Annotated in this window: 19 protein-coding genes; 10 read left to right on the forward strand and 9 right to left on the reverse strand. The window is 70.3% G+C overall.

Annotation, left to right across the window (positions count from 1 at the left end):
• Positions 1–14: 14 nt before the first annotated feature.
• Together OG430_RS22305 and OG430_RS22310 are read left to right on the forward strand one after the other, a co-directional pair.
• Positions 15–569: a PH domain-containing protein gene (locus OG430_RS22305; RefSeq protein WP_327354328.1), complete on the forward strand. Its 555-nt coding sequence runs from the start codon at positions 15–17 to the stop codon at positions 567–569.
• Positions 566–1909 carry a PH domain-containing protein gene (locus OG430_RS22310; protein WP_327354329.1) on the forward strand — a complete coding sequence of 448 codons (1344 nt, stop codon included), beginning with the start codon at positions 566–568 and terminating at the stop codon, positions 1907–1909. Before OG430_RS22305 ends, OG430_RS22310 begins: the two co-directional genes overlap by 4 nt.
• Positions 1910–2002: 93 nt before the next feature.
• Here OG430_RS22310 and OG430_RS22315 read toward each other — a convergent pair whose 3' ends face one another.
• Both OG430_RS22315 and OG430_RS22320 read right to left on the reverse strand, forming a co-directional pair.
• Positions 2003–3046 carry a hypothetical protein gene (locus tag OG430_RS22315; RefSeq protein ID WP_327354330.1) on the reverse strand — a complete coding sequence of 348 codons (1044 nt, stop codon included), beginning with the start codon at positions 3044–3046 and terminating at the stop codon, positions 2003–2005.
• A 166-nt stretch (positions 3047–3212) separates the two neighbouring features.
• Complete coding sequence (locus OG430_RS22320) at positions 3213–4334, reverse strand: alpha/beta hydrolase (protein WP_327354331.1); 1122 nt, start codon at positions 4332–4334, stop codon at positions 3213–3215.
• Positions 4335–4510: 176 nt separating this feature from the next.
• Between OG430_RS22320 and OG430_RS22325 the strand changes: the two genes are divergently transcribed.
• The 6 genes from OG430_RS22325 (at position 4511) to OG430_RS22350 (ending at position 9440) form a co-directional block, all read left to right on the forward strand.
• Positions 4511–6343 carry a phosphatidylglycerol lysyltransferase domain-containing protein gene (locus tag OG430_RS22325; protein ID WP_327354332.1) on the forward strand — a complete coding sequence of 611 codons (1833 nt, stop codon included), beginning with the start codon at positions 4511–4513 and terminating at the stop codon, positions 6341–6343.
• A gap of 30 nt (positions 6344–6373) precedes the next feature.
• A complete protein-coding gene (folP, locus tag OG430_RS22330; RefSeq protein WP_327354333.1) occupies positions 6374–7243 on the forward strand; it encodes a dihydropteroate synthase in 870 nt (289 codons plus the stop codon).
• Positions 7240–7743, forward strand: coding sequence for a nuclear transport factor 2 family protein (locus OG430_RS22335; RefSeq protein WP_327354334.1), 504 nt, complete (start codon positions 7240–7242; stop codon positions 7741–7743). The genes folP and OG430_RS22335 overlap by 4 nt, the downstream gene beginning before the upstream one ends.
• 191 nt (positions 7744–7934) lie before the next feature.
• A complete protein-coding gene (gene folB, locus OG430_RS22340; protein WP_442816533.1) occupies positions 7935–8294 on the forward strand; it encodes a dihydroneopterin aldolase in 360 nt (119 codons plus the stop codon).
• On the forward strand, positions 8291–8902 hold the full coding sequence (gene folK, locus OG430_RS22345) for a 2-amino-4-hydroxy-6-hydroxymethyldihydropteridine diphosphokinase (protein ID WP_327354336.1): 612 nt from the start codon (positions 8291–8293) through the stop codon (positions 8900–8902). Before folB ends, folK begins: the two co-directional genes overlap by 4 nt.
• Positions 8903–8963: 61 nt before the next feature.
• Positions 8964–9440, forward strand: coding sequence for a DUF3180 domain-containing protein (locus OG430_RS22350; RefSeq protein ID WP_327354337.1), 477 nt, complete (start codon positions 8964–8966; stop codon positions 9438–9440).
• A gap of 31 nt (positions 9441–9471) precedes the next feature.
• On the opposite strand, the gene folE is transcribed toward OG430_RS22350, so the two are convergent.
• From folE to dacB, 6 genes are all read right to left on the reverse strand, one after another.
• Positions 9472–10077, reverse strand: coding sequence for a GTP cyclohydrolase I FolE (folE, locus tag OG430_RS22355; protein WP_327354338.1), 606 nt, complete (start codon positions 10075–10077; stop codon positions 9472–9474).
• Positions 10078–10193: 116 nt separating this feature from the next.
• Positions 10194–12245: an ATP-dependent zinc metalloprotease FtsH gene (ftsH, locus tag OG430_RS22360; protein WP_327354339.1), complete on the reverse strand. Its 2052-nt coding sequence runs from the start codon at positions 12243–12245 to the stop codon at positions 10194–10196.
• A 206-nt stretch (positions 12246–12451) separates the two neighbouring features.
• The gene (hpt, locus tag OG430_RS22365) at positions 12452–13012 is read right to left on the reverse strand and encodes a hypoxanthine phosphoribosyltransferase (RefSeq protein WP_327354340.1); all 561 of its coding nucleotides are present in this window, start codon (positions 13010–13012) and stop codon (positions 12452–12454) included.
• Between the two features lie 59 nt (positions 13013–13071).
• Positions 13072–14187, reverse strand: coding sequence for a tRNA lysidine(34) synthetase TilS (tilS, locus tag OG430_RS22370; RefSeq protein ID WP_327354341.1), 1116 nt, complete (start codon positions 14185–14187; stop codon positions 13072–13074).
• Positions 14188–14406: 219 nt separating this feature from the next.
• Positions 14407–15534 (reverse strand): zinc-dependent metalloprotease, encoded by a 1128-nt coding sequence (locus OG430_RS22375; RefSeq protein ID WP_327354342.1) that lies wholly within the window; start codon positions 15532–15534, stop codon positions 14407–14409.
• Between the two features lie 227 nt (positions 15535–15761).
• Positions 15762–17303: a D-alanyl-D-alanine carboxypeptidase/D-alanyl-D-alanine endopeptidase gene (gene dacB, locus OG430_RS22380; RefSeq protein WP_442816534.1), complete on the reverse strand. Its 1542-nt coding sequence runs from the start codon at positions 17301–17303 to the stop codon at positions 15762–15764.
• A gap of 180 nt (positions 17304–17483) precedes the next feature.
• On the opposite strand from dacB, the gene OG430_RS22385 reads away from it, so the two are divergent.
• Together OG430_RS22385 and OG430_RS22390 are read left to right on the forward strand one after the other, a co-directional pair.
• Positions 17484–17975 (forward strand): inorganic diphosphatase, encoded by a 492-nt coding sequence (locus tag OG430_RS22385; protein ID WP_327354343.1) that lies wholly within the window; start codon positions 17484–17486, stop codon positions 17973–17975.
• A gap of 120 nt (positions 17976–18095) precedes the next feature.
• Positions 18096–19754: a threonine/serine ThrE exporter family protein gene (locus OG430_RS22390; RefSeq protein WP_327359186.1), complete on the forward strand. Its 1659-nt coding sequence runs from the start codon at positions 18096–18098 to the stop codon at positions 19752–19754.
• A gap of 51 nt (positions 19755–19805) precedes the next feature.
• Here OG430_RS22390 and OG430_RS22395 read toward each other — a convergent pair whose 3' ends face one another.
• Entirely contained in the window at positions 19806–20510 is a 705-nt protein-coding gene (locus OG430_RS22395) for a DedA family protein (RefSeq protein WP_327354344.1), read from the reverse strand.
• Between the last annotated feature and the right edge of the window lie 155 nt (positions 20511–20665).

Below are 20665 nucleotides of genomic sequence, written 5' to 3' on the forward strand. Positions count from 1 at the left end.
CGTAGGGTGGGTTCATGGAAACGGGGATGCAGGGGATGACGGGCGACGGCGGCCCGAAGGCCGAACCGCCGGGTGCCGCCCCGGGGACAGAGGCCGCGAAGGCGCTGGAACCGGTGTGGACCGGGCTGCCGCAGGCGATGCTGACGATGCGCAGGCTGCTGCTCGTGGTGTGGCTCGGTCCGCTCGCGGTCGGGCTCGCGCTGCTGCTCTGGCTGACCGCGGGGCCGGTGTGGGCGGCGTTCGCGCTGATTCCGGCCGGGCTTCTGGTGTGGGGCTGGCCGATGCTGGGACGCAACTGGCGGTCGTGGCGGTATGCCGAGCGGGCCGACGACCTGCTGATCCAGCGCGGGGTGCTGTGGCGCGAGGAGACGGTGGTGCCGTACGGCCGGATGCAGCTGGTCGAGGTGGAATCGGGGCCGCTGCAGCGGAAGTTCGGGCTCGCGAGCCTGCAGCTGCACACGGCGGCCGCGGCGACCGACGCGACGATCCCCGGGCTCGACCCGGCGGAGGCCGAGCGACTGCGGGACCGGCTGACGGAGCTGGGCGAGGCACGATCGGCGGGGCTGTGAGCGGCGACGAACCCACGACAAAGCAGTCTTCACAGGACGTGCAGGAGCGGCGACTGCACCCCGTCACCCCGCTGCGGCGGGCCTGGGCGCCCTTCGCGGTGATCACCGGGTGGGCCGTGCACGACGTGGGCGAGGCGCAGCGGCGGGTCTCCGACCTGGGGCCGGCGTACCTGCTGCTCGGGGCCTTCGGACTGCTGGTGTGCGGGGCGCTCTACGGCTTCCTGAGCTGGTGGTTCACGCACTTCGCCGTCACGGAGACCGAACTGCGGGTGCGGACCGGGCTGATCTTCCGGCGCACCGCGCACATCCGCCTCGACCGGCTCCAGGCCGTCGACATCAACCAGCCGCTGTTCGCCCGCTTCTTGGGCGTGGTCAAGCTGAAGATGGACGTCATCGGGACGGACTCCAAGGACGAGCTGGCCTATCTGGGCGAGCGGGACGCGCGGGCGCTGCGGGCCGAACTGCTCGCCCGCGCGGCCGGGTTCGCGCCCGAGACGGCGCACGAGGTGGGCGAGGCGCCGGTGGAGGGGCTGCTGCACGTGGCGCCGGGCCGGCTCGCGGTGGCGATGGTGCTCTCCGCCTCCACCTGGGCGCTGCTCCTTGCCGCGCTGGTGGTGCCGCCGCTCCTCTGGTTCGCGACGCACAGCTGGGGGCTGCTGCTCGGCACCGGCATCCCGCTGCTCGGCGGGGCCGGGGCGAGCACGGTGGGGCGGTTCGTGAAGGAGTACGACTGGACGGTGGGCGAGTCGCCGGACGGGCTGCGCATCGACCACGGGCTGCTCGACAAGGCCCATGAGACGGTGCCGCCGGGGCGGGTGCAGACCGTGCGCATCGTGGAGCCGCTGCTGTGGCGCAGGCGGGGCTGGGTGCGGGTGGAGCTGGCGGTCGCGGGCTCGTCCAACAGCGTGCTTGTGCCGGTGGCGCCGCGGGAGTTGGCCGAGTCGGTGATCGCCCGGATCCTGCCGGGGGTGCGGGTGCCGGCGGCGGCCGAGCTGGTGCGGCCGCCGAAGCGGTCGTGGTGGTGTGTGCCGGTGTGGTGGCGCGGTTATGGGTTCGCGGTCACGGACCAGGTGTTCGCGGCGGGTTCGGGCGTGGTCTCGCGCACGCTGTCGCTGGTGCCGCACGCCAAGGTGCAGAGCGTACGGCTGACGCAGGGGCCGTGGGAGCGGCTGTGGGGCGTCGCCGACGTACATGTGGAGACGGGCGCCAACACGACGGTGGCGGCCCGGCTGCGGGATGCAGGCGAGGCGGCGGAGCTGCTGCAGGCGCAGGCGGACCGGTCGCGCACGGGGCGGCGGACGGCCCGGCCTGACCGGTGGATGGCCGCGCCTGCCGAGTGAGTCGGACCGGGGGCCGGTGCGGGCCCTCGGTCAGGAAACTGCCGCAAGGACAGTGGCGTACGAACGGTCAGGAAACGGTCGTACGAAGGAGCTTCAGGAAATCGCGGTGCGAAGCTCCGCCACATCGAGCTGCTCGGTCTCGTCGTGCGCGGTGAGGTCGATGACCTGGCCGACGGCCCGCTCGGCGGGCCCCGCCGGCTTGAACCCCGCCTCGGCGTCGGCCTTGTGGACCGCGAGGGCCTCCGCACCGACCACGTCGGCCAGGTCCTCGTTCTGCACCGCTTCGAGCGCGGCCGGGCTCTGCCCCGCCTTCGTCCCGAAGAAGTCGAAACCGCCCACGGCACTGCGCCGCACCGGGGCGTGCGGCACCACGGCTGCGGCGGCCGGCACCGCGTAGTGCCGCGAGGTCGGCGCGGGGGCGGCCGCACGCTGGTGCGCGTGAGCGTCGGCCGCCACGGGCTTCCCCTGCGGGGCGCCCGCCTCTTCCTTGCTCTGATCTGCCTTGCTCTGATCCGCCTTGCTCTGCGCTGTCTCGCTCTGGTCCACGTCGCGCTGAGCCGGCACCTCGCCCGCCTTGCGCGCGAGCTTCATCAGGGCCGCGTCGGCCCGCAGATACAGCGCGGGAGTCGGCGCCCCACGCCGTGCCTCGCCCCCGGCGGGCGGCAGCGCCTTCGCCGGTGCGGCCGCCTCGATCGCGAGCTGCCTGCGGCCTTCGAGCGCGCTGGCCCGCTCGGTCTCGGCGGTGGCGTACCGGCGCAGCAGGGCCGCGTGCTCGGTGCGCAGCGCCGCGAGTTCGGCGCGCTTGGAGCGGACCTTGGCCTCGAGCTTGCCGCGCAGCTCGCGGGACTCGTCGAGGTCCGACTCCAGCTCGGCTATGTGTTCTTCGTGCTTCCACTGGTCGCTCGCCCGGGCGCGGGTGAGCTCGGCGACGCGCTTGCCCGCGTGCCGGTCCCAGCGGCGCATGACGATCGCACCCACGACCGCCGCGGCCGCGGCGGCGCCGGCCAGCGAGCGGATGACCAGGGGTTCCGCCACGATCCAGGCCGCGGCGGCGCACACCACGGAGACGCCGGCGACCGTCGAGGGAGGAAGCACCCTGTGCAGGGGTGGCGAATGGCGGTGACGTCCACGTGGCATGGCCAGAAACTTACCGCGCGTACGCAAGGGGCGGAGCCCCGCTCGGCAATCTGTTCCCTTGTGGTTACGAAGCCCCCATAAGGTTTACTCCGCAACTATCCACTCCCCGCCCTCAGTTGCCCCTCGGCCGTTCCGGCCGATCCACTGATCCGCCGATCCGGACGATCTACTGGGGCGCGGTCAGCCTGCTGCTGAGCCACACCAGGGCCGGCGGGATCTCGCGCCGCCAGGTGTTGAAGTTGTGGCCGCCGCTGTCGAGGATGATCGACGACATGCGCGTGGGCGGCTTGAAGTCCTCGATGAACTTCATGGTGTCGTCGTAGTTGCTCTCGCCCTGCTTGCTGCTGGTCGTCAGGAGCGAGACCTTCGGCGCGGGCGCGTTCTTCTGGAGCCACAGCAGGTCGGCCCGGTTCTCCAGGTCCTTGTCGCCGTGGAAGAGGTCGCCGGTGGTGTCGTCGATGGGCGCCCTGTAGTTGGCGGAGAGGCCCGCCCCTGCGCCGTAGCGTTCGGAGTGCTTCATCGCGATCTTCAGGGCGCAGTAGCCACCGGTGGAGTTGCCGATGACGCCCCAGTTCTCGGGCTTGGTGCCGACGCGGTAGTGATCGGCGATCGCGTCGGGAAGGTCCTTGCCGAAGAACGTCTCGGTCTTGGGACCGCCGGGTATGTCCACGCATTCGGTGTCCCGCGGGGGCGCCACCGTGGGCCGCAGCATGACCAGGACCATCGGCATCATCTTGCCCTTGGCCGCCTCACTGTGGGCGGTCGCCGGGTAGCGCAGTCCGTTGAGCAGGTTCTCCGCGGTGCCGGGGTAGCCGGTGATCACCGTGGCCACCGGGAACTTGCGGTCCTTGTCCTTGAAGTACTCGGGCGGCAGGTAGACATAGGCCTGGGTGGCTATGTCGGACTCCTTGCCGAGCACCTCGATCTTCTGGATCTGGCCGCCCACCTTGGGCTTGCCGCCGCCGGGCACGTTCTTCACTGCCTGCTTGCCGACGACCTTGACCCGGCCCTCGGTGCCGCCCGCCTTGTCGTGGTCCTGTACGACGCCCAGCTCCTGCTCCTGGCCGAAGAGGTCGCCCCAGGAGGCGTAGAACTCGAAGGACCGGTTGGCGGCCAGGCCGACCGAGCTGAAGACCATGATCTGCGTCGCCGCGAGCAGGCCGATGCGGCCGAGCACGGCCTTCCAGCTGCGCCCTGCGAGCTTCGGCCAGAGCCAGACCGTGCCGATGAACAGCAGCACGGCCAGCAGTACGGCCAACGCAAGGACCAGGTTGCTCTTTAGTCCCATGGGGTGTTCCTGCCTGCGCTTTCTGCCCGACTCGGCGACGGGGCTTCGAGGTTGATGCCGAAATTCCTGAGCGGAGAGTGAACCCATCTCCCGATCGCGCCGTCCTAGAGGGCGCAATTTGTCCGGCAGTAAATCCTTGGCCGGGCTCCAGCTCTCTCGCAGAACTACGGGATGCGATGTCTGTCAGGATAGATGGGGAAATGTCGGGCGTGGTTCCGAGCCGGGTACGCCGCATACTGCGGGGCCCCAGCCCGGAGCGCGTCCCTGCCCTGGTCGCCACCGCCTGCACGCTGGTAGGCCTGCTGGACATCGCAGCCGGCGTCTTCCCGCGGTTCCGGCACAGCCGGATCCACACGCTCGCCGAAGTGCTGCCGGGGGCGCTGGGGCCCTTCGCGGCCGCTCTGGCGCTCAGCGCGGGCGTCCTGCTGCTGTACCTGGCCCACGGCCTGCGACGCCACAAGCGGCGCGCCTGGCGGGCCGCGGTGGTGCTGCTGCCCGCGGGGGCCGTGGCCCAGTTCGTGTACCGGCACTCGATCATCGGCGTAGTGATCGCGGGCGTGCTTCTCGCGCTCCTGTTGCGCCATCGGAGTGAATTCGACGCCCTTCCGGATCCCCGCAGCCGCTGGCGGGCGCTCACCAATTTCTTCCTGATGGGCACCTTCTCACTCGGCCTCGGCACGGTCGTCGTCGGCACCCACCCGCACAACGTCATCGGGGACCCCAGCCTCGCCGACTACCTGACCCACGTCGTCTACGGCCTGTTCGGCTTCGAGGGCCCCATCGACTACACGGGACGTACGTCCTGGACCGTCGGCTACTCCCTCGGCGCGCTCGGCCTGCTGACCGCGATCACCACGATCTACCTGGCCTTCCGCCCCGAGCACCCGGCAGCACGGCTTACCGACGACGAGGAGAAGCAGCTGCGCGAGCTCCTCGACAAGCACGGCGCCCGCGACTCCCTCGGCCACTTCGCGCTCCGCCGCGACAAGGGCGTCGTCTTCTCGCCCAGCGGCAAGGCCGCCGTCACCTACCGCGTCGTCTCCGGCGTGATGCTCGCGAGCGGCGACCCGATCGGCGATGTCGAGGCCTGGCCCGGCGCCATCGAGCGCTTCATGGACGAGGCGAAGGCCCACTCCTGGACCCCCGCCGTCATGGGCTGCTCCGAGACCGGCGGCCAGGTCTGGACCCGCGAGACCGGGCTCGACGCCCTCGAGCTGGGCGACGAGGCGGTGGTGGATGTCGCGGATTTCTCCCTCACCGGGCGCGCGATGCGAAACGTGCGCCAGATGGTCAAGCGCATCGAGCGCAATGGCTACGAAACCCGCGTACGGCGCGTTCGTGATCTCACCCCGCAGGAGCTGGAGGCCGTCCAGCGCGCCGCCACCGACTGGCGCGGCACCGACACCGAGCGCGGCTTCTCCATGGCGCTCGGCCGCATCGGCGACCCCGGCGACCTGGACTGTCTCATCGCCACCGCGCACAAGAAGGACGAAGTCCTGGGTCCGTACGGCGACTTGAAGGCCGTCATCCACTTCGTGCCGTGGGGCAAGGACGGCGCCTCGCTGGAGCTGATGCGCCGTGACCGCTCGGCCGACCCGGGCATGAACGAGCTGCTGATCGTGGCCTCTCTGCAGGCCGCCCCGCAGCTGGGCATCAAGCACGTCTCGCTGAACTTCGCGATGTTCCGCTCGGCCCTCGCCCGCGGCGAGAAGCTCGGCGCGGGGCCGGTGCTCCGCTTCTGGCGCGGACTGCTCGTCTTCCTGTCCCGCTGGTTCCAGATCGAGTCGCTGTACAAGTTCAACGCGAAGTTCCGCCCCCGCTGGGAGCCCCGCTTCGTCGTCTTCCGCAGCACCCGCGACCTGCCCCGCATCGGCTTCGCCGCGATGCAGGCCGAGGGCTTCGTGAACCTGGCGATGCCCCGCTTCATCCGCCCCGCCCGCAAGGTCCAGCGCCCCTGCCCGCACATAGCTCCGCTGGAGCGGCAGGAGCGCGAGGTCCAGACGGCGTGAAGGACCTCCGGTGCGGCCTAGGCTGGTGACATGAGTACGTTGCGCCGCCAAGGCCGCGGCCGGGTCGAGGGCCTGCCCGAGTGGGACCGCTGTGCGGTCATGGGAGTCGTCAATGTGACGCCCGACTCCTTCTCCGACGGCGGCCGCTGGTTCGACACCACGGCCGCCGTGAAGCACGGCCTCGACCTGGTCGCGGAGGGTGCCGACCTGGTGGACGTCGGCGGTGAGTCGACCCGCCCCGGCGCCTCCCGCGTGGACGAGGGCGAGGAGCTGCGCCGGGTCGTCCCGGTCGTGCGGGGCCTGGTCTCCGAGGGCGTCACGGTCTCCGTGGACACCATGCGCGCCACGGTCGCCGAGCAGGCACTCGCCGCCGGTGCCCGCCTCGTCAACGACGTCAGCGGCGGCCTCGCCGACCCCGCGATGATCCCGGTCGTCGCGGCCGCCGAGGCCCCGTTCGTCGTCATGCACTGGCGCGGCTTCAGCCAGGACATGAACAGCCGCGCGGTGTACGCCGATGTCGTCAAGGAGGTCGTCGACGAGCTCCACGCGCGCGTGGAGGCCGTCATCGAGGGCGGCATCGCCCCGGAGCGCGTCATCGTCGACCCGGGCCTCGGCTTCGCCAAGAACGCCGAGCACGACCTGGCCCTGGTCGCCCACATGCAACAGCTGCACACCCTGGGCCACCCGATCCTGGTCGCCGCCTCCCGCAAGCGGTTCCTCGGCCGGGTCCTCGCGGCCGGCCCGGACGCCGCCCCACCGCCCGCGCGGGAGCGGGACGCCGCCACCGCCGCGGTCTCCGCGATCGCCGCCCACGAGGGCGCCTGGGCGGTCCGCGTGCACGAGGTACGGGCCACGGCGGACGCCGTGCGCGTCGCCCGCGCGGTCGAGGGAGCCCAGTGACGGAGCACGCGGAACGTACGGACGAGGAAGCCGTCGAAGACGCCAACACCGCCTTCTACGAGGCCATGGAGCGCGGCGACTTCGAGGAGCTCTCCGACCTCTGGCTGACCGGCGACGAGGGCGACGGGGTGTCCTGCATCCACCCCGGCTGGCCCGTGCTCAGCGGCCGCGGCGAAGTCCTCAGGTCGTACGCCCTGATCATGGCGAACACCGAGTACATCCAGTTCTTCCTCACCGACCTGCGCATCGGCGTCAGCGGCGACACCGCCCTGGTCACCTGCACCGAGAACATCCTCAGCGGCGGCCCGGCCGAGGAGGGCGGCGAGCTCGGCCCGCTCGTCGGCCAGCTCGTCGTCGCCACGAATGTGTTTAGGCGCACACCCGACGGCTGGAAGATGTGGTCCCACCACGCCTCCCCGGTCCTTTCCGATGCAGACGACGAAGAGGACGGCGACAGCGGCGACGACAACAACGCCGCAGGCGGAGAGTCCCCCGCCTGAGTGGGTAGGGGCCCCTTTGGTGATTGAAAACCGGGCCCCTGGGTATGGGCGGCTACCAGCCGTCGGCCTGCTTGTCCATAGCCCCCATGGGCAAGCGCTGTCGGTGCTCGCAGGTAGATTCGAATGGGGCTGGTGTGCCGACCGCACTCGACACGAGCCCAAAGAACCGACTGATTGCAGGAGTGATTCGCGTGGATCGTGTCGCGCTGCGCGGCCTCAAGGCCCGTGGGCACCACGGTGTCTTCGCCCACGAACGCGAGGAGGGCCAGACCTTCATCGTCGACCTGGTCCTGAGCCTGGACACCAGGGCGGCCGCTGCCGGCGACGACCTGACGAAGACCGTTCACTACGGCGTGGTGGCCGAGGAGGTCGTGGCCGTGGTCGAGGGCGAACCCGTCGACCTGATCGAGACCCTCGCCGAGCGGATCGCTCAGCAGTGCCTCAAGTACGACGCCGTCCAGCAGGTCGAGGTCGTCGTGCACAAACCCGAGGCGCCGATCACCGTGCCGTTCGACGACGTGACCATCACCATCACCCGGAGCCGAGTATGACTGCGTTTTCTACGACCGGTCAGAGCGACCCGACCGTACAGCCGGTGCCCGCCTCCGTCGTGGAGCGGGTGGACGCCGCCGACACCACCCTCAGCAACCCCAAATTCGCCGTGGTCGCCCTCGGCAGCAATCTGGGCAACCGCCTGGAGACGCTGCAGGGCGCCGTGGACGCCCTGGAGGACACCCCCGGCCTGCGGGTGAAGGCCGTGTCCCCGGTGTACGAGACGGAGCCGTGGGGCGTCGAGCCGGGCACCCAGCCCTCGTACTTCAACGCGGTCGTGATCATCAAGACGACCCTGCCCCCGTCCTCGCTCCTGGAGCGGGCGCACGCGGTGGAAGAAGCGTTCCATCGCGTACGTGACGAGCGCTGGGGCCCGCGCACCATCGACGTCGACATCGTGGCGTACCAGGACGTCGTCTCGGACGACCCGGTGCTGACCCTGCCGCACCCGCGCGCCCACGAGCGCGCCTTCGTCCTCGCCCCCTGGCACGACGTCGACCCGGAGGCGGTCGTCCCCGGCCGCGGCCCGGTCGCCCAGCTCCTCTCGCAGGTCACCCGCGAGGGCGTGGCCCCGCGCGTGGACCTGGAACTTCGGCTGCCCGAGTAGTCGTTAGGGTCTAGCGGGTTCGTACGACAGTGGGTCGTCACGCCGACGAGGAAGGCCGATCGTGAAGCAGCTGCGCATCAGGACGCTGATCGGCCTGTTCCTCGTGGCCGGGGTGCTGTCCTGGGCGGGCGCCAGGATGTGGGACTCACTCGGCAATCTGCCGAGCGTCCCGCTGGCCGCCCCGATCGTCCTCGCGGTGATCGCCGTGGTCCTGGTGGCCACCGCCCTGTCCCTGCGGTCCCGGCTGCGCGCCCAGCGCGAGCGCCGGCCGGGCGCCAAGGGCGTGGAGCCCCTGATGGCGGCCCGCGCGGTGGTCTTCGGGCAGGCCAGCGCATTGGTCGCGTCCCTGGTCGCCGGGATGTACGGCGGCACGGGCGTCTTCCTGCTCACCAAGCTCGACCTGCCGGCCCGCCGGGACCAGGCGTTCTACGCGGGCTTCTCGGTCCTCGCCGGCGCGGCCGTGATCGCTGCGGCGATCTTCCTGGAACGCGTGTGCAAGCTTCCGGAGGACGACGAGACCGAGGGTGCGGCGGCCTGATACCGGCCGCCCGCGAGCCTGCTCCGATCGTCTAGCGAGCCATGATCAGGCTCATGGCCTCATTGCGGGTCGCCGGATCCCGCAACTGCCCCCGCACGGCCGACGTGATGGTCTTCGCGCCAGGCTTACGCACGCCCCGCATCGTCATGCACATGTGCTCGCACTCCACGACCACGATCACGCCGCGCGGCTCCAGGATCTCCATCAGGGAGTCCGCGATCTGCGTGGTCAGCCGCTCCTGCACCTGCGGGCGGCGGGCGAACACGTCGACCAGGCGGGCCAGCTTGGACAGCCCCGTGATCTTGCCGTCGGTGGACGGGATGTAGCCGACGTGGGCGACCCCGTGGAACGGCACCAGGTGGTGCTCGCAGGAGCTCATGACCTCGATGTCCTTCACCAGGACCATCTCGTCGTGACCGAGGTCGAAGGTCGTCGTCAGGACGTCCTCGGGCTTCTGCCACAGGCCCGCGAATATCTCCTTGTACGCGCGTGCCACCCGCCCCGGCGTGGCCCGCAGGCCCTCCCGGTCCGGGTCCTCGCCCACGGCGATCAGGAGCTCGCGCACGGCGTTCTCGGCCCGCTTCTCGTCGAACTCGCCGATCGAGCCCTCGCCCTCAAGCGTCACCGGGTCGGTCATCAGTGCCTCGCTCCTGTTTCGTCTGCGTCCAGGCACGAAAAGTGCCGCGCCCCCCAGGCTAGAACCTGGGGGGCGCGGCATCCATTCCGGGCCCCGTGGGGCCGCTGAGCCGTGGCTCAGCTCTCCGGGCTGTCCTCCGGCGCCGGGGCCTTGGTGAGCTCCGGTGCGGCGGCCTGCTCGGTGGCGGAGGCCGTCACGGCCGGCGTCGCACCGTTCGCGCCGTTCGTCAGTGCCAGCTCCCGGGGGGAGAGCACCGGCGGACGGGTGGACGGCGTACGCCGCGAGGAACCGGTCCACGCCGGACGGGCCGGACGCTTCACGATCGGCGCGAAGACCTCAGCGATCTGCTCCTTGCTGAGCGTCTCCTTCTCGAGGAGCTCGAGAACCAGGGCGTCGAGGACGTCGCGGTTCTCGACGAGAATCTCCCACGCTTCGTTGTGCGCGGTCTCGATGAGCTTCTTGACCTCTTCGTCGACCAGCGCCGCGACCTCTTCCGAGTAGTCCCGCGGGTGCGACATCTCGCGGCCCAGGAACGGCTCGGTGTTGTCGCCACCGAACTTGATCGCGCCGAGCCGCTCGGTCATGCCGTACTGCGTGACCATGGCTCGCGCCGTGGCCGTGGCCTTCTCGATGTCGTTCGCCGCGCCCGTCGTCGGGTCGTGGAAGACGAGTTCCTCGGCCGCGCGCCCGCCCAGCATGTATGCCAGCTGGTCGAGCATTTCATTGCGCGTGGTCGAGTACTTGTCCTCGTCCGGGAGCACCATCGTGTATCCGAGGGCACGCCCACGGGACAGGATCGTGATCTTGTGGACCGGGTCGGAGTTGGGCGAAGCCGCCGCGACCAGGGCGTGGCCGCCCTCGTGGTACGCGGTGATCTTCTTTTCCTTGTCCGACATGATCCGGGTCCGCTTCTGCGGGCCCGCCACGACGCGGTCGATCGCCTCGTCCAGGGAGTGATTGTCGATCAGCTTCTTGTCGCTGCGCGCCGTCAGGAGCGCCGCTTCGTTCAGCACGTTCGACAGGTCCGCGCCCGTGAAGCCGGGCGTACGCCGGGCAACCGCGCCCAGGTCGACGTCCGGGGCAACGGGCTTGCCCTTCTGGTGGACCTTGAGGATCTCCAGGCGGCCCAGCATGTCCGGACGGTCGACCGCGATCTGCCGGTCGAAACGGCCGGGGCGAAGGAGCGCCGGGTCCAGGATGTCGGGCCGGTTCGTGGCGGCGATCAGGATGACGCCGCCCTTCACGTCGAAGCCGTCCATCTCGACGAGCAGCTGGTTCAGCGTCTGCTCGCGCTCGTCGTGACCACCGCCGAGGCCGGCGCCGCGGTGGCGGCCGACCGCGTCGATCTCGTCGACGAAGACGATCGCCGGGGCGTTCGCCTTGGCCTGCTCGAAGAGGTCGCGGACACGGGAGGCACCGACACCGACGAACATCTCGACGAAGTCGGAACCGGAGATCGAGTAGAAGGGGACCCCCGCCTCACCGGCGACGGCGCGCGCGAGCAGCGTCTTACCGGTACCGGGCGGGCCGTAGAGCAGCACACCCTTGGGGATCTTGGCGCCGACTGCCTGGAACTTCGCCGGCTCCTGCAGGAACTCCTTGATCTCGTGGAGTTCCTCGACCGCCTCGTCCGAACCCGCCACATCGGCGAACGTCGTCTTCGGGGTGTCCTTGGTGATCAGCTTGGCCTTGGACTTCCCGAAGTTCATGACTCGGGAGCCGCCGCCCTGCATCTGATTCATCAGGAACAGGAACACGACAACGATGAGGACGAAGGGCAGCAGCGACAGCAGCACCCCGACGAACATGTTCTGCTTCGTCGGCGAGACGGTGTAGCCGTCCTTGATGTCGCCGTTGTTGTAGTTCTCCTGCAGCTTGCCGGCGATCTGGACACCCTGATCGCCGATGTAGCTGGCCTGGATCTTGGTGCTGCCGCCGTACTTGTCCTTGTCGGCGCCGTCCTTCAGATCGACCTTGATGATCTGCTCGTCGCCGGTGGTCAGCTTGGCGGACTGCACCTGCTTGTCAGTGATCGCCTTGTAGACCTGGCCGGTGTCCACCGTCTTGTAGCCGCCGGACGAGCCGACGACCTGCATCAACACGACCACGGCGAGGACGGCCAGCACGATCCACATGACCGGCCCACGGAAGTATCGCTTCACGTCCATCCATACGGAGCGAGAACGCCCCGTCCCTCCTGCCACAGTGAGTTTGATAAGGCTGATGAGTTACTGAAAAAGACTGTTCTTCGGACGGTACCCCAGCATTGTCACCCGAAGCCGCAGGGGACGGCGGGCAATCCCGTCTTCCCCTGCTCCAACGGCGGGAATCGGGTGTGGGTTCCCGGGAGCCGGACTGTGCTGGTCGGGGGGACTCAGCCGCCGTAGACGTGCGGCGCGAGCGTTCCGACAAACGGGAGGTTCCGGTACTTCTCGGCGAAGTCCAGGCCGTATCCCACGACGAACTCGTTGGGGATGTCGAAGCCGACCCACTCGACGTCGATGGAGACCTTGGCCGCCTCGGGCTTGCGCAGGAGGGTGCAGATCTTCAGGGACTCGGGCTCGCGGGAGCCGAGGTTGGAGATCAGCCAGGACAGGGTCAGGCCGGAGTCGATGATGTCCTCGACGATCAGGACGTGCTTGCCCTTGATGTCGGTGTCGAGGTCCTTGAGGATCCGGACCACGCCGGAGGACTGGGTCCCGGCGCCGTACGACGACACCGCCATCCAGTCCATCGTGACCGGGGTGGACAACGCACGCGCCAGGTCGGCCATCACCATCACGGCGCCCTTGAGCACACCGACGATGAGCAGGTCCTTGCCCGCGTACTCCGCGTCGATCTTCGCGGCCAGCTCGGCCAGCTTCGCGTCGATCTCTTCCTTGGTGATGAGCACCGACTGAAGGTCGGTGCCCATGTCTTTCGCGTCCACCCGCATCACTTTCGATCGTCCCGAGGCGCCGGCCGATCCGACTCCGTGCAGAGAGTCGGCGTCAGTCAGCCTTGCCGGATGACAAGTCTGCCACCCTGCCGCTGCGCCTCCACCCGGCCGGGGAGGTTGATGGCCCCCTGACCGCGCCAACCCGTGATCAAACGGTCGATCTCCTCGATGTGCCGGGCGAAGAGGGAGCCCGCGGGCGAGCCCGCCTCGATGGCCGAGCGGCGCAGAATCCGACGGCGTACGGCGGGCGGCAGAGCGAAGAGCTTGGCGCATTCGAGCTGCCCGGCCTCGTCCCGTACGGACGGATCCGCCTGGGCGGCCCAGCTGTCGAGTGCGTCGGCGTCGTCCCGGGAGAGCTGGGCCGTGCGGGCCAGGGCCTCGACGACGCCCTTGCCGAGCGCCTTCTCCAGCGCGGGCAGGCCCTCGTGGCGCAGCCGGGAGCGGGTGTACGCCGGGTCGGCGTTGTGCGGGTCGTCCCAGACGGGCAGCGACTGGACCAGGCAGGCCTTGCGGGCGGTCTGCCGGTCCAGGTGCAGGAAGGGACGGCGATAGCGGCCGGCGGCCCCCGGGCCGCCGGAGACCTCGGCCATGCCGGAGAGCGAGCGGATGCCGGAGCCGCGGGCGAGGCCGAGCAGTACCGTCTCTGCCTGGTCGTCGCGGGTGTGGCCGAGCAGGATCGCGTCGGCGCCGTACCGCTCGGCGGCGGCGTCAAGGGCGGCGTACCGCGCATCGCGGGCGGCGGCTTCCGGTCCGCCCTCGCGCCCGACGGACACGGCGATGGCCTCGACCGGGTCGAGCTGCAGGGCGGTGAGGCGGGCGACCACTTCGGCGGCGCGGAGGGCGGAGCCTTCCTGCAGGCCGTGGTCGACGGTGATGCCACCCGCGCGGATGCCCAGCTTGGGGGCTTCGAAGGCGAGGGCCGAGGCGAGCGCCATGGAGTCGGCCCCGCCGGAGCAGGCCACCAGGACGAGGGGGCGAACCGGGGACTGGCCCGGTTCGTACGAGGAGTTGGCGCGGGGTGCGGGGGGCGCGCCGGGGGCTGTGTGTGCGGTGTGCGTCGCGAGATCACGCGCGTCGCGGGCCGCAGAGTCGGTCAGTACGTCATCGAGTACGCGGTGAAGTGCGCGGCGGACCGCCAGGCGTATCGCTGCGACCGCGGGGTGGGGACCCATTGCCCGGTTCCCTTCGTGAAGTTCGGGAGGCTGTGCCGTCTGGAGCTGAGATCGGGATCTGTCGGCTGGACGTCTGCGGATCGAGATCAGTCACTCAGAGTGCCTAGATGGTGACAGAGACGAGCCGTTCCCCGAGCATTGCACGCCTACCCATCGCTCACGGTCCCTCGGAAGGGTGATTACGAAGGCTTCGTTCTGCCGACGGCGGCATGGCGCCGCTCACTCTCCCTTACGGTGCACCCTCGCGACCCAGTCCGCCGGTTTGGCGATCTCGGTCTTGGTGGGGAGCGTGTTGGGCGACGTCCAGACGCGGTTGAAGCCGTCCATGCCCACCTCGTCAACGACCGCACGTACGAAACGTTCGCCGTCGCGGTACTGGCGCAGCTTGGCGTCGAGGCCGAGCAGCTTGCGCAGGGCCAGATCCAGCCGGGACGCGCCCTTGGCCCGGCGCTCCTTGAACTTCTCCCGGATCTCGCCGACGGACGGCACGACGGCCGGGCCGACGCCGTCCATCACGTAGTCCGCGTGGCCCTCCAGGAGGGACATCACGGCGGTGAGACGGCCCAGGATCTCGCGCTGGGCGGGGGTCTGGACGATCTCGACGAGGGAGCGGCCGCCCTCGGCCTCGGCGTCCGCCTCGCCCTGGTTCTTGCCGGCGAGCGAGGCGGCGGCCTCGCGCAGGCGCTCAAGGACGGTCATGGGGTCGACCTCGGTCTCGCCGAGGAATGACTGGATTTCGCCCTCGAGGTGGTCGCGCAGCCAGGGCACGGCGGTGAACTGGGTGCGGTGGGTCTCCTCGTGCAGGCAGACCCAGAGCCTGAAGTCGTGCGGGTCCACGTCGAGTTCGCGCTCCACCTGGACGATGTTGGGCGCGACCAGGAGCAGCCGTCCGCCGCCGTTCGCTCCGGCGGGGAGGTCGCGGGTCGGGGGTGCGAAGGTCTCGTACTGGCCCAGTACGCGGGAGGCCAGGAAGGACAGGAGCATGCCCAGCTCCACTCCGGTGACCTTGCCGCCGACCGCGCCGAGCACGGCGCCGCCGGGGCCGCCGGGGCGGCGCTCCTGCATCTTCTCCAGGAGGGGCTTGAGGATTTCCCGGAATCCCGCGACGTTCGCCCGCACCCAGCCGGGGCGGTCGACGACGAGGACGGGGGTGTCGTGCAGGGCGTCCGTGCCCATCTGCGTGAAGGAACGGACGTGCGCCTCCGACGACTTGGCATGTCGGCGCAGCTCCGTGACGACGGCGCGCGCCTCGTCCCGGCTCACTTCTGGACCCGGCCGCATGAGCCGGGTCGCGGTTGCGACAGCGAGGTTCCAGTCGACCATCTCGGCACCACCGATGCTCGTCATACGGTCAACCGTACGTTGTCGTGTCCGGCGGCGGTGAGGGTTGGGGCGGGGCCCGTGTTTTCCGGGCCGGGCCCGGCATGCCCTGCCGGGGTTGAGGTCTGGGGGCTCCGCCCCGCCCCCGGCCCCCGGATCTTTTCCCCTCCCCGCCCCTTCCCGTAAGGCTGCCGCCGGCTTCAACAGCTGTCCCTGATGTCCTCAAACGCCGGACGGGCTGACCCGCAGAAGAATCAGGTCTCCCTGCAGCCGCAGTTCGCCAGCGTCGAGGCCATCCGGTCCAGCGTCGCCTGGGCCGTGTAGCGGTTGGTCGTGTCCATGGCGGTGAAGGCGAAAGCCAGCAGGCGGCCGTCAGCGTCCACGACCGTGCCGGCCAGGGTGTTCACGCCTGTCAGGGTGCCCGTCTTGGCGCGGACCAGGCCGGTGCCGGGGGAGCTCGAGGGGTAGCGGTTTTGGAGGGTGCCCGTGAAGCCGGCGATCGGGAGGCCCGTCAGGATCGGGCGAAGTTCGGGGTGCGCGGGGTCGGCGGCGCGGGCGAGGAGGGCGGTGAGGAGTTCCGCGGTGAGCCGGTCGGCGCGGTTCAGGCCGCTGCCGTCCGCGAACCGGGTCCCGCTCAAAGGGAGTTGGAGCTTCTTGAGCTGGGCGGCGACGGCCCGCTCCGCCCCGTCGAAGCTCGCCGGTTCGCCTGAGGCGAGTGCGGCCTGGCGGGCCAGGGCCTCGGCGATGTCGTTGTCGCTGTGCGTCAGCATTCGCTCGACCAGGGCCGAGAGCGGGGCCGACTCGGTCTTGGCGAGGGTGTCGGCGTGGTCGCCCGCCTTGGTCGGGCCGGGCTCGCCCTCGATCTTGACGCCCTGGTCGCGGAGCAGGTCCGCGAATTTGCGGGCCGCGTCCCCCGCCGGGTCGGTGCTGCGCCAGGCCGTGCCGTGCCGCGAGTCGTCCAGGCGGGCCTCGTCGGCCATCAGGGCGCTGACCGGCGCGAGGTTCTCGTCCCGGCCGATGGGGTGCAGGTCCGGGCCCGAGTAGAGCGAGGTGTCGTAGGTGAGGCGGATGCCGTCCTCCGTGCCCCGCTCCTTCAGCGCCTTGGCCGTGTCCGCCGCGAGCGCGCGCAGGCTCGCGTCGCCGTTCGCGTCCTTGCGCGCCGTCAGGGTCGGGTCGCCCGCGCCGACCAGGGCGACCTCCTTCGAGTCCGGCTCCGCCACGGCCTTGGTGACCAGGCGGTGGTCGGGCCCGAGCGCCTTGAGCGCCGCCGCGGCGGTGGCGATCTTGGTGGTCGAGGCCGGGGTCACGGCGTCGCCCGCCCCGGCCGCGTACACCTGCTTGCCGGTGGCCACATCCACGACGGACGCCGTGCGCCGGGCGCCGAGCGAGGGGTCGCGGAGCAGTGGGTCGAGGACGTCGGCGAGCGCCTGCCCGGTGGGGGCGGGCGCGGAGCCCGCGGGCGCCCCGAGGGCGGCGAGTACGCCGGGTGCGCTGGGGGCGGGAGCGGGTTCCGCGTCGGCGGGGGCACCGGCGCGGCCGTGATCTGCGCCACCGTCCCGGTCCCGGGAAGCGGCCAGGTCCCGCTCCGCCGTACGCTGGCCTGAGTCCCAGGGACCGGCCGCGGTCACCGTGCCGACGGCCAGTGCCAGGCCGACCGTGGCCGCGCCGGCCGTGTACTGCCAGGTCTTGAGCTTGTGGAGCCTGACGGACCGCGGCAGCCGCGACGGTTTCGGGAGCTTCGGAAGCTTCAGTTTGGGAAGCTGCCGGATCTGCTGCCGAACCTTGAGCTCGGGCACCTCGGACCAGCCCCTTTCGCGATCACACACCTGCGTGAGGGACACTTAATCACTGCGTAATGCCGAAGTATGACAACCCAGGTGCCAGAGCTGATCGAATCAGCAGAAGGCAGGGGGCGTCATCGCCCGGGAGGACGCAAACATCGCCCAAAGTTTGTGTTGATCATGGAGGAGCCACCGGTGGAGTTCGACGTCACGATCGAGATTCCGAAGGGTTCGCGGAACAAGTACGAGGTGGACCACGAGACCGGTCGTATCCGTCTGGACCGCCGCCTGTTCACCTCGACCAGCTACCCGGCCGACTACGGCTTCGTCGAGAACACCCTCGGCGAGGACGGCGACCCGCTGGACGCCCTGGTCATCCTGGACGAGCCGACCTTCCCGGGCTGCCTCATCAAGTGCCGCGCGATCGGCATGTTCCGGATGACCGACGAGGCGGGCGGCGACGACAAGCTGCTCTGCGTGCCGGCCTCCGACCCGCGTGTGGAGCACCTGCGGGACATCCACCACGTCTCCGAGTTCGACCGCCTGGAGATCCAGCACTTCTTCGAGGTCTACAAGGACCTGGAGCCCGGCAAGTCCGTCGAGGGCGCCAACTGGGTCGGCCGCACCGAGGCCGAGCTCGAGATCGAGGCCTCGTACAAGCGCCTGGAGGCGCAGGGCGGTCACTGACCTGCCCCCGGCACGCCGACGAACGGGCCGTGTGATCCCTTGAACGGGGGTCGCGCGGCCCGTTCGCGTATCAGTACGCATACTGGGCTTACTGGAGGTGCGTAAGAGGAGCGCTGGTGTCTGGTGTCTGAGCCGGATGTGGAGGACCGCAAGCCGCAGTCCGACGAGGCCCGTAGTGCCTTTTCCCCGGTCGGGGGTGCGGAGGCGTCGGTGGCCGTCGAGGACGACCAGCCGACTTCGGAGTTCACGATCCCGCAGGGCCTGCGGATTCCGCCCGCGCCCGAGGACCAGGAACCGAAATCGGCGTTCGCTCCGCCGCCCTCGTACGACGCGCGCCATGCCAACGGCTTCACGCCCGCCGAGGGGTTTCCCAAGGTGCGGCTCACCAAGGACGCGCCCTGGCAGGACCGGATGCGCACCATGCTGCGCACCCCGGTGGCCGACCGTCCCGCGCCCGAGGCGACGCAGCGGCACGAGGACGAGGTGGGGCCCGCCGTCCCGCGCGTGCTCGACATGACGCTGCGTATCGGGGAGCTACTGCTCGCCGGTGGTGAGGGCGCCGAGGACGTGGAGGCGGCGATGTTCGCCGTGACCCGCTCCTACGGTCTGGACCGCTGCGAGCCGAACGTCACCTTCACCCAGCTGTCGATCACCCACCAGCCGTCCCTGGTGGACGACCCGGTCACGGCGGCCCGTACGGTACGCCGCCGGGGCACGGACTACACGCGGCTCCAGGCCGTCTACGGCCTTGTCGCCGACATCAGCTCCGAGGACATCGAGATCTCCCTGGAGGAGGGCTACCGGCGCCTCGCTGAGATCCGGCGTAACCGCCACCCGTACCCCGGCTGGGCGCTCACGGCCGCCAGCGGGGTGCTCGCGGGTGCGGCTTCCACGCTGGTCGGCGGCAGTGTGGTGGTGTTCATCGCCGCCGCCATCGGCGCGATGCTGGGTGACCGGCTCGCCTGGCTGTGTGCGGGGCGCGGGCTGCCGGAGTTCTACCAGTTCGTGGCCGCCGCGATGCCGCCGGCCGCGGTGGGCGTGGCGATCTCGCTGCTCGACCTGCCCGATGTGCGGGCGTCGGCGGTGATCACCGGTGGGCTGTTCGCGCTGATCCCCGGGCGGATGCTGGTGGCCGCCGTGCAGGACGGGCTGACCGGGTACTACATCACCGCGGCGGCCCGGCTGCTCGAGGTCGCGTATCTGATCGTGGGCATCGTCATCGGCGTGCTCTTCGTGCTCTATCTCGGAGTGACGATCGACGCGGGTCTCAACCCGGAGACCGCGATCCACAGCAGCAGCAGGCCGGGCGTGCAGACCATGGCCGCGATGGCGCTGAGCGGCGCCTTCGCGGTCCTGCTGCAGCAGGAGCGGCACACGGTGATGTGGGTGACGCTCAACGGCGGGGTCGCCTGGGTCGTCTTCGGGGCGCTCTCGGTCAGCGCCCATATGTCGCCGGTGGCGGCCACGGCGATCGCGGCGGGGCTCGTGGGGCTCTTCGGGCAGTTGCTCTCGCGCTACCGGTTCGCGTCCGCGCTGCCCTTCGTGACGGCCGCGATCGGGCCGCTGCTTCCGGGTAGCGCCACGTACTTCGGGCTGCTGGAGATCGCGCAGGAGGACCTGAACGCGGGGCTCGCCTCCCTGTCCAAGGCCGCGACGCTCGCGCTCGCCATCGCGATCGGGGTGAACCTCGGGGGCGAGATGGCCCGGCTGTTCCTCCGGGCGCCGAGCACGGAGGAAGGCGCCGGACGCCGCGCGGCCAAGCGGACACGCGGGTTCTAGCGGCTTCTTCCTACGTCGCCGGGTCAGCCGTTACGGGTGCGCAGCCGGGCGTCAGCGCTTGGCGTGGCGGCCGCGCTGGGGCTGGGTGGGCGCCGCCGGGGCGCCGGCCTCGGGGACACCCGTGGTGGCGGCCTTCTTGGACTTGCTGCGGGCCCGCAGGAACTCGATGGCGATCGGGACGACCGAGATCAGCACGATGGCGATCAGGATCATCTCGATGTGCTCGTGCACGAACTTGACGTTGCCGAGCGCGGCGCCGAGCAGGGTGACCCCGGCGCCCCAGAGGACGCCGCCGATGACGTTGAACGTGATGAACGAGCGGTAGTTCATCTTGCTGACGCCGGCGATGATCGGCGTGAACGTCCGCACGATCGGCACGAAGCGGGCCAGGACCAGGGACTTCGGGCCGTACTTCTCGAAGAACTCGTGGGCCTTGACCACGTTCTCCTGCTTGAACAGCTTGGAGTCCGGCCGGTTGAAGAGCGAGGGGCCGACCTTGCGGCCGAAGAGATAGCCCGCCTGGTCACCGAGGACGGCCGCGATGCAGATCAGGGTGCAGACGAGCCACAGCGGGTAGTCCAGCTTGTGCGTCGTGACCAGCAGACCGGTCGTGAACAGCAGCGAGTCGCCCGGCAGGAAGAAGCCGATGAGCAGACCCGACTCGGCGAAGACGATCAGCAGCAGGCCCCAGAGCCCGAACTGGTTCAGGAGGTAATCCGGATCCAGCCAGCTTGGTCCGAGCGCAAGCGTCGTCATGGGTCCGGGCTCCTGAGGGGTGTCGGTGAAGCGGAAACGGCGAAGTGCGGCCGCTCAAAGTTATCAACGCGAGGAGACGGGACCAGGTTCCACCGCCCTCCCCAGAATGCACCTAGTCCATATCAGGACAAAGCTGTGCAGGTAGAGCAGTCAGG

This window comes from Streptomyces sp. NBC_01304 (assembly GCF_035975855.1).
GTDB lineage: Bacteria > Actinomycetota > Actinomycetes > Streptomycetales > Streptomycetaceae > Streptomyces.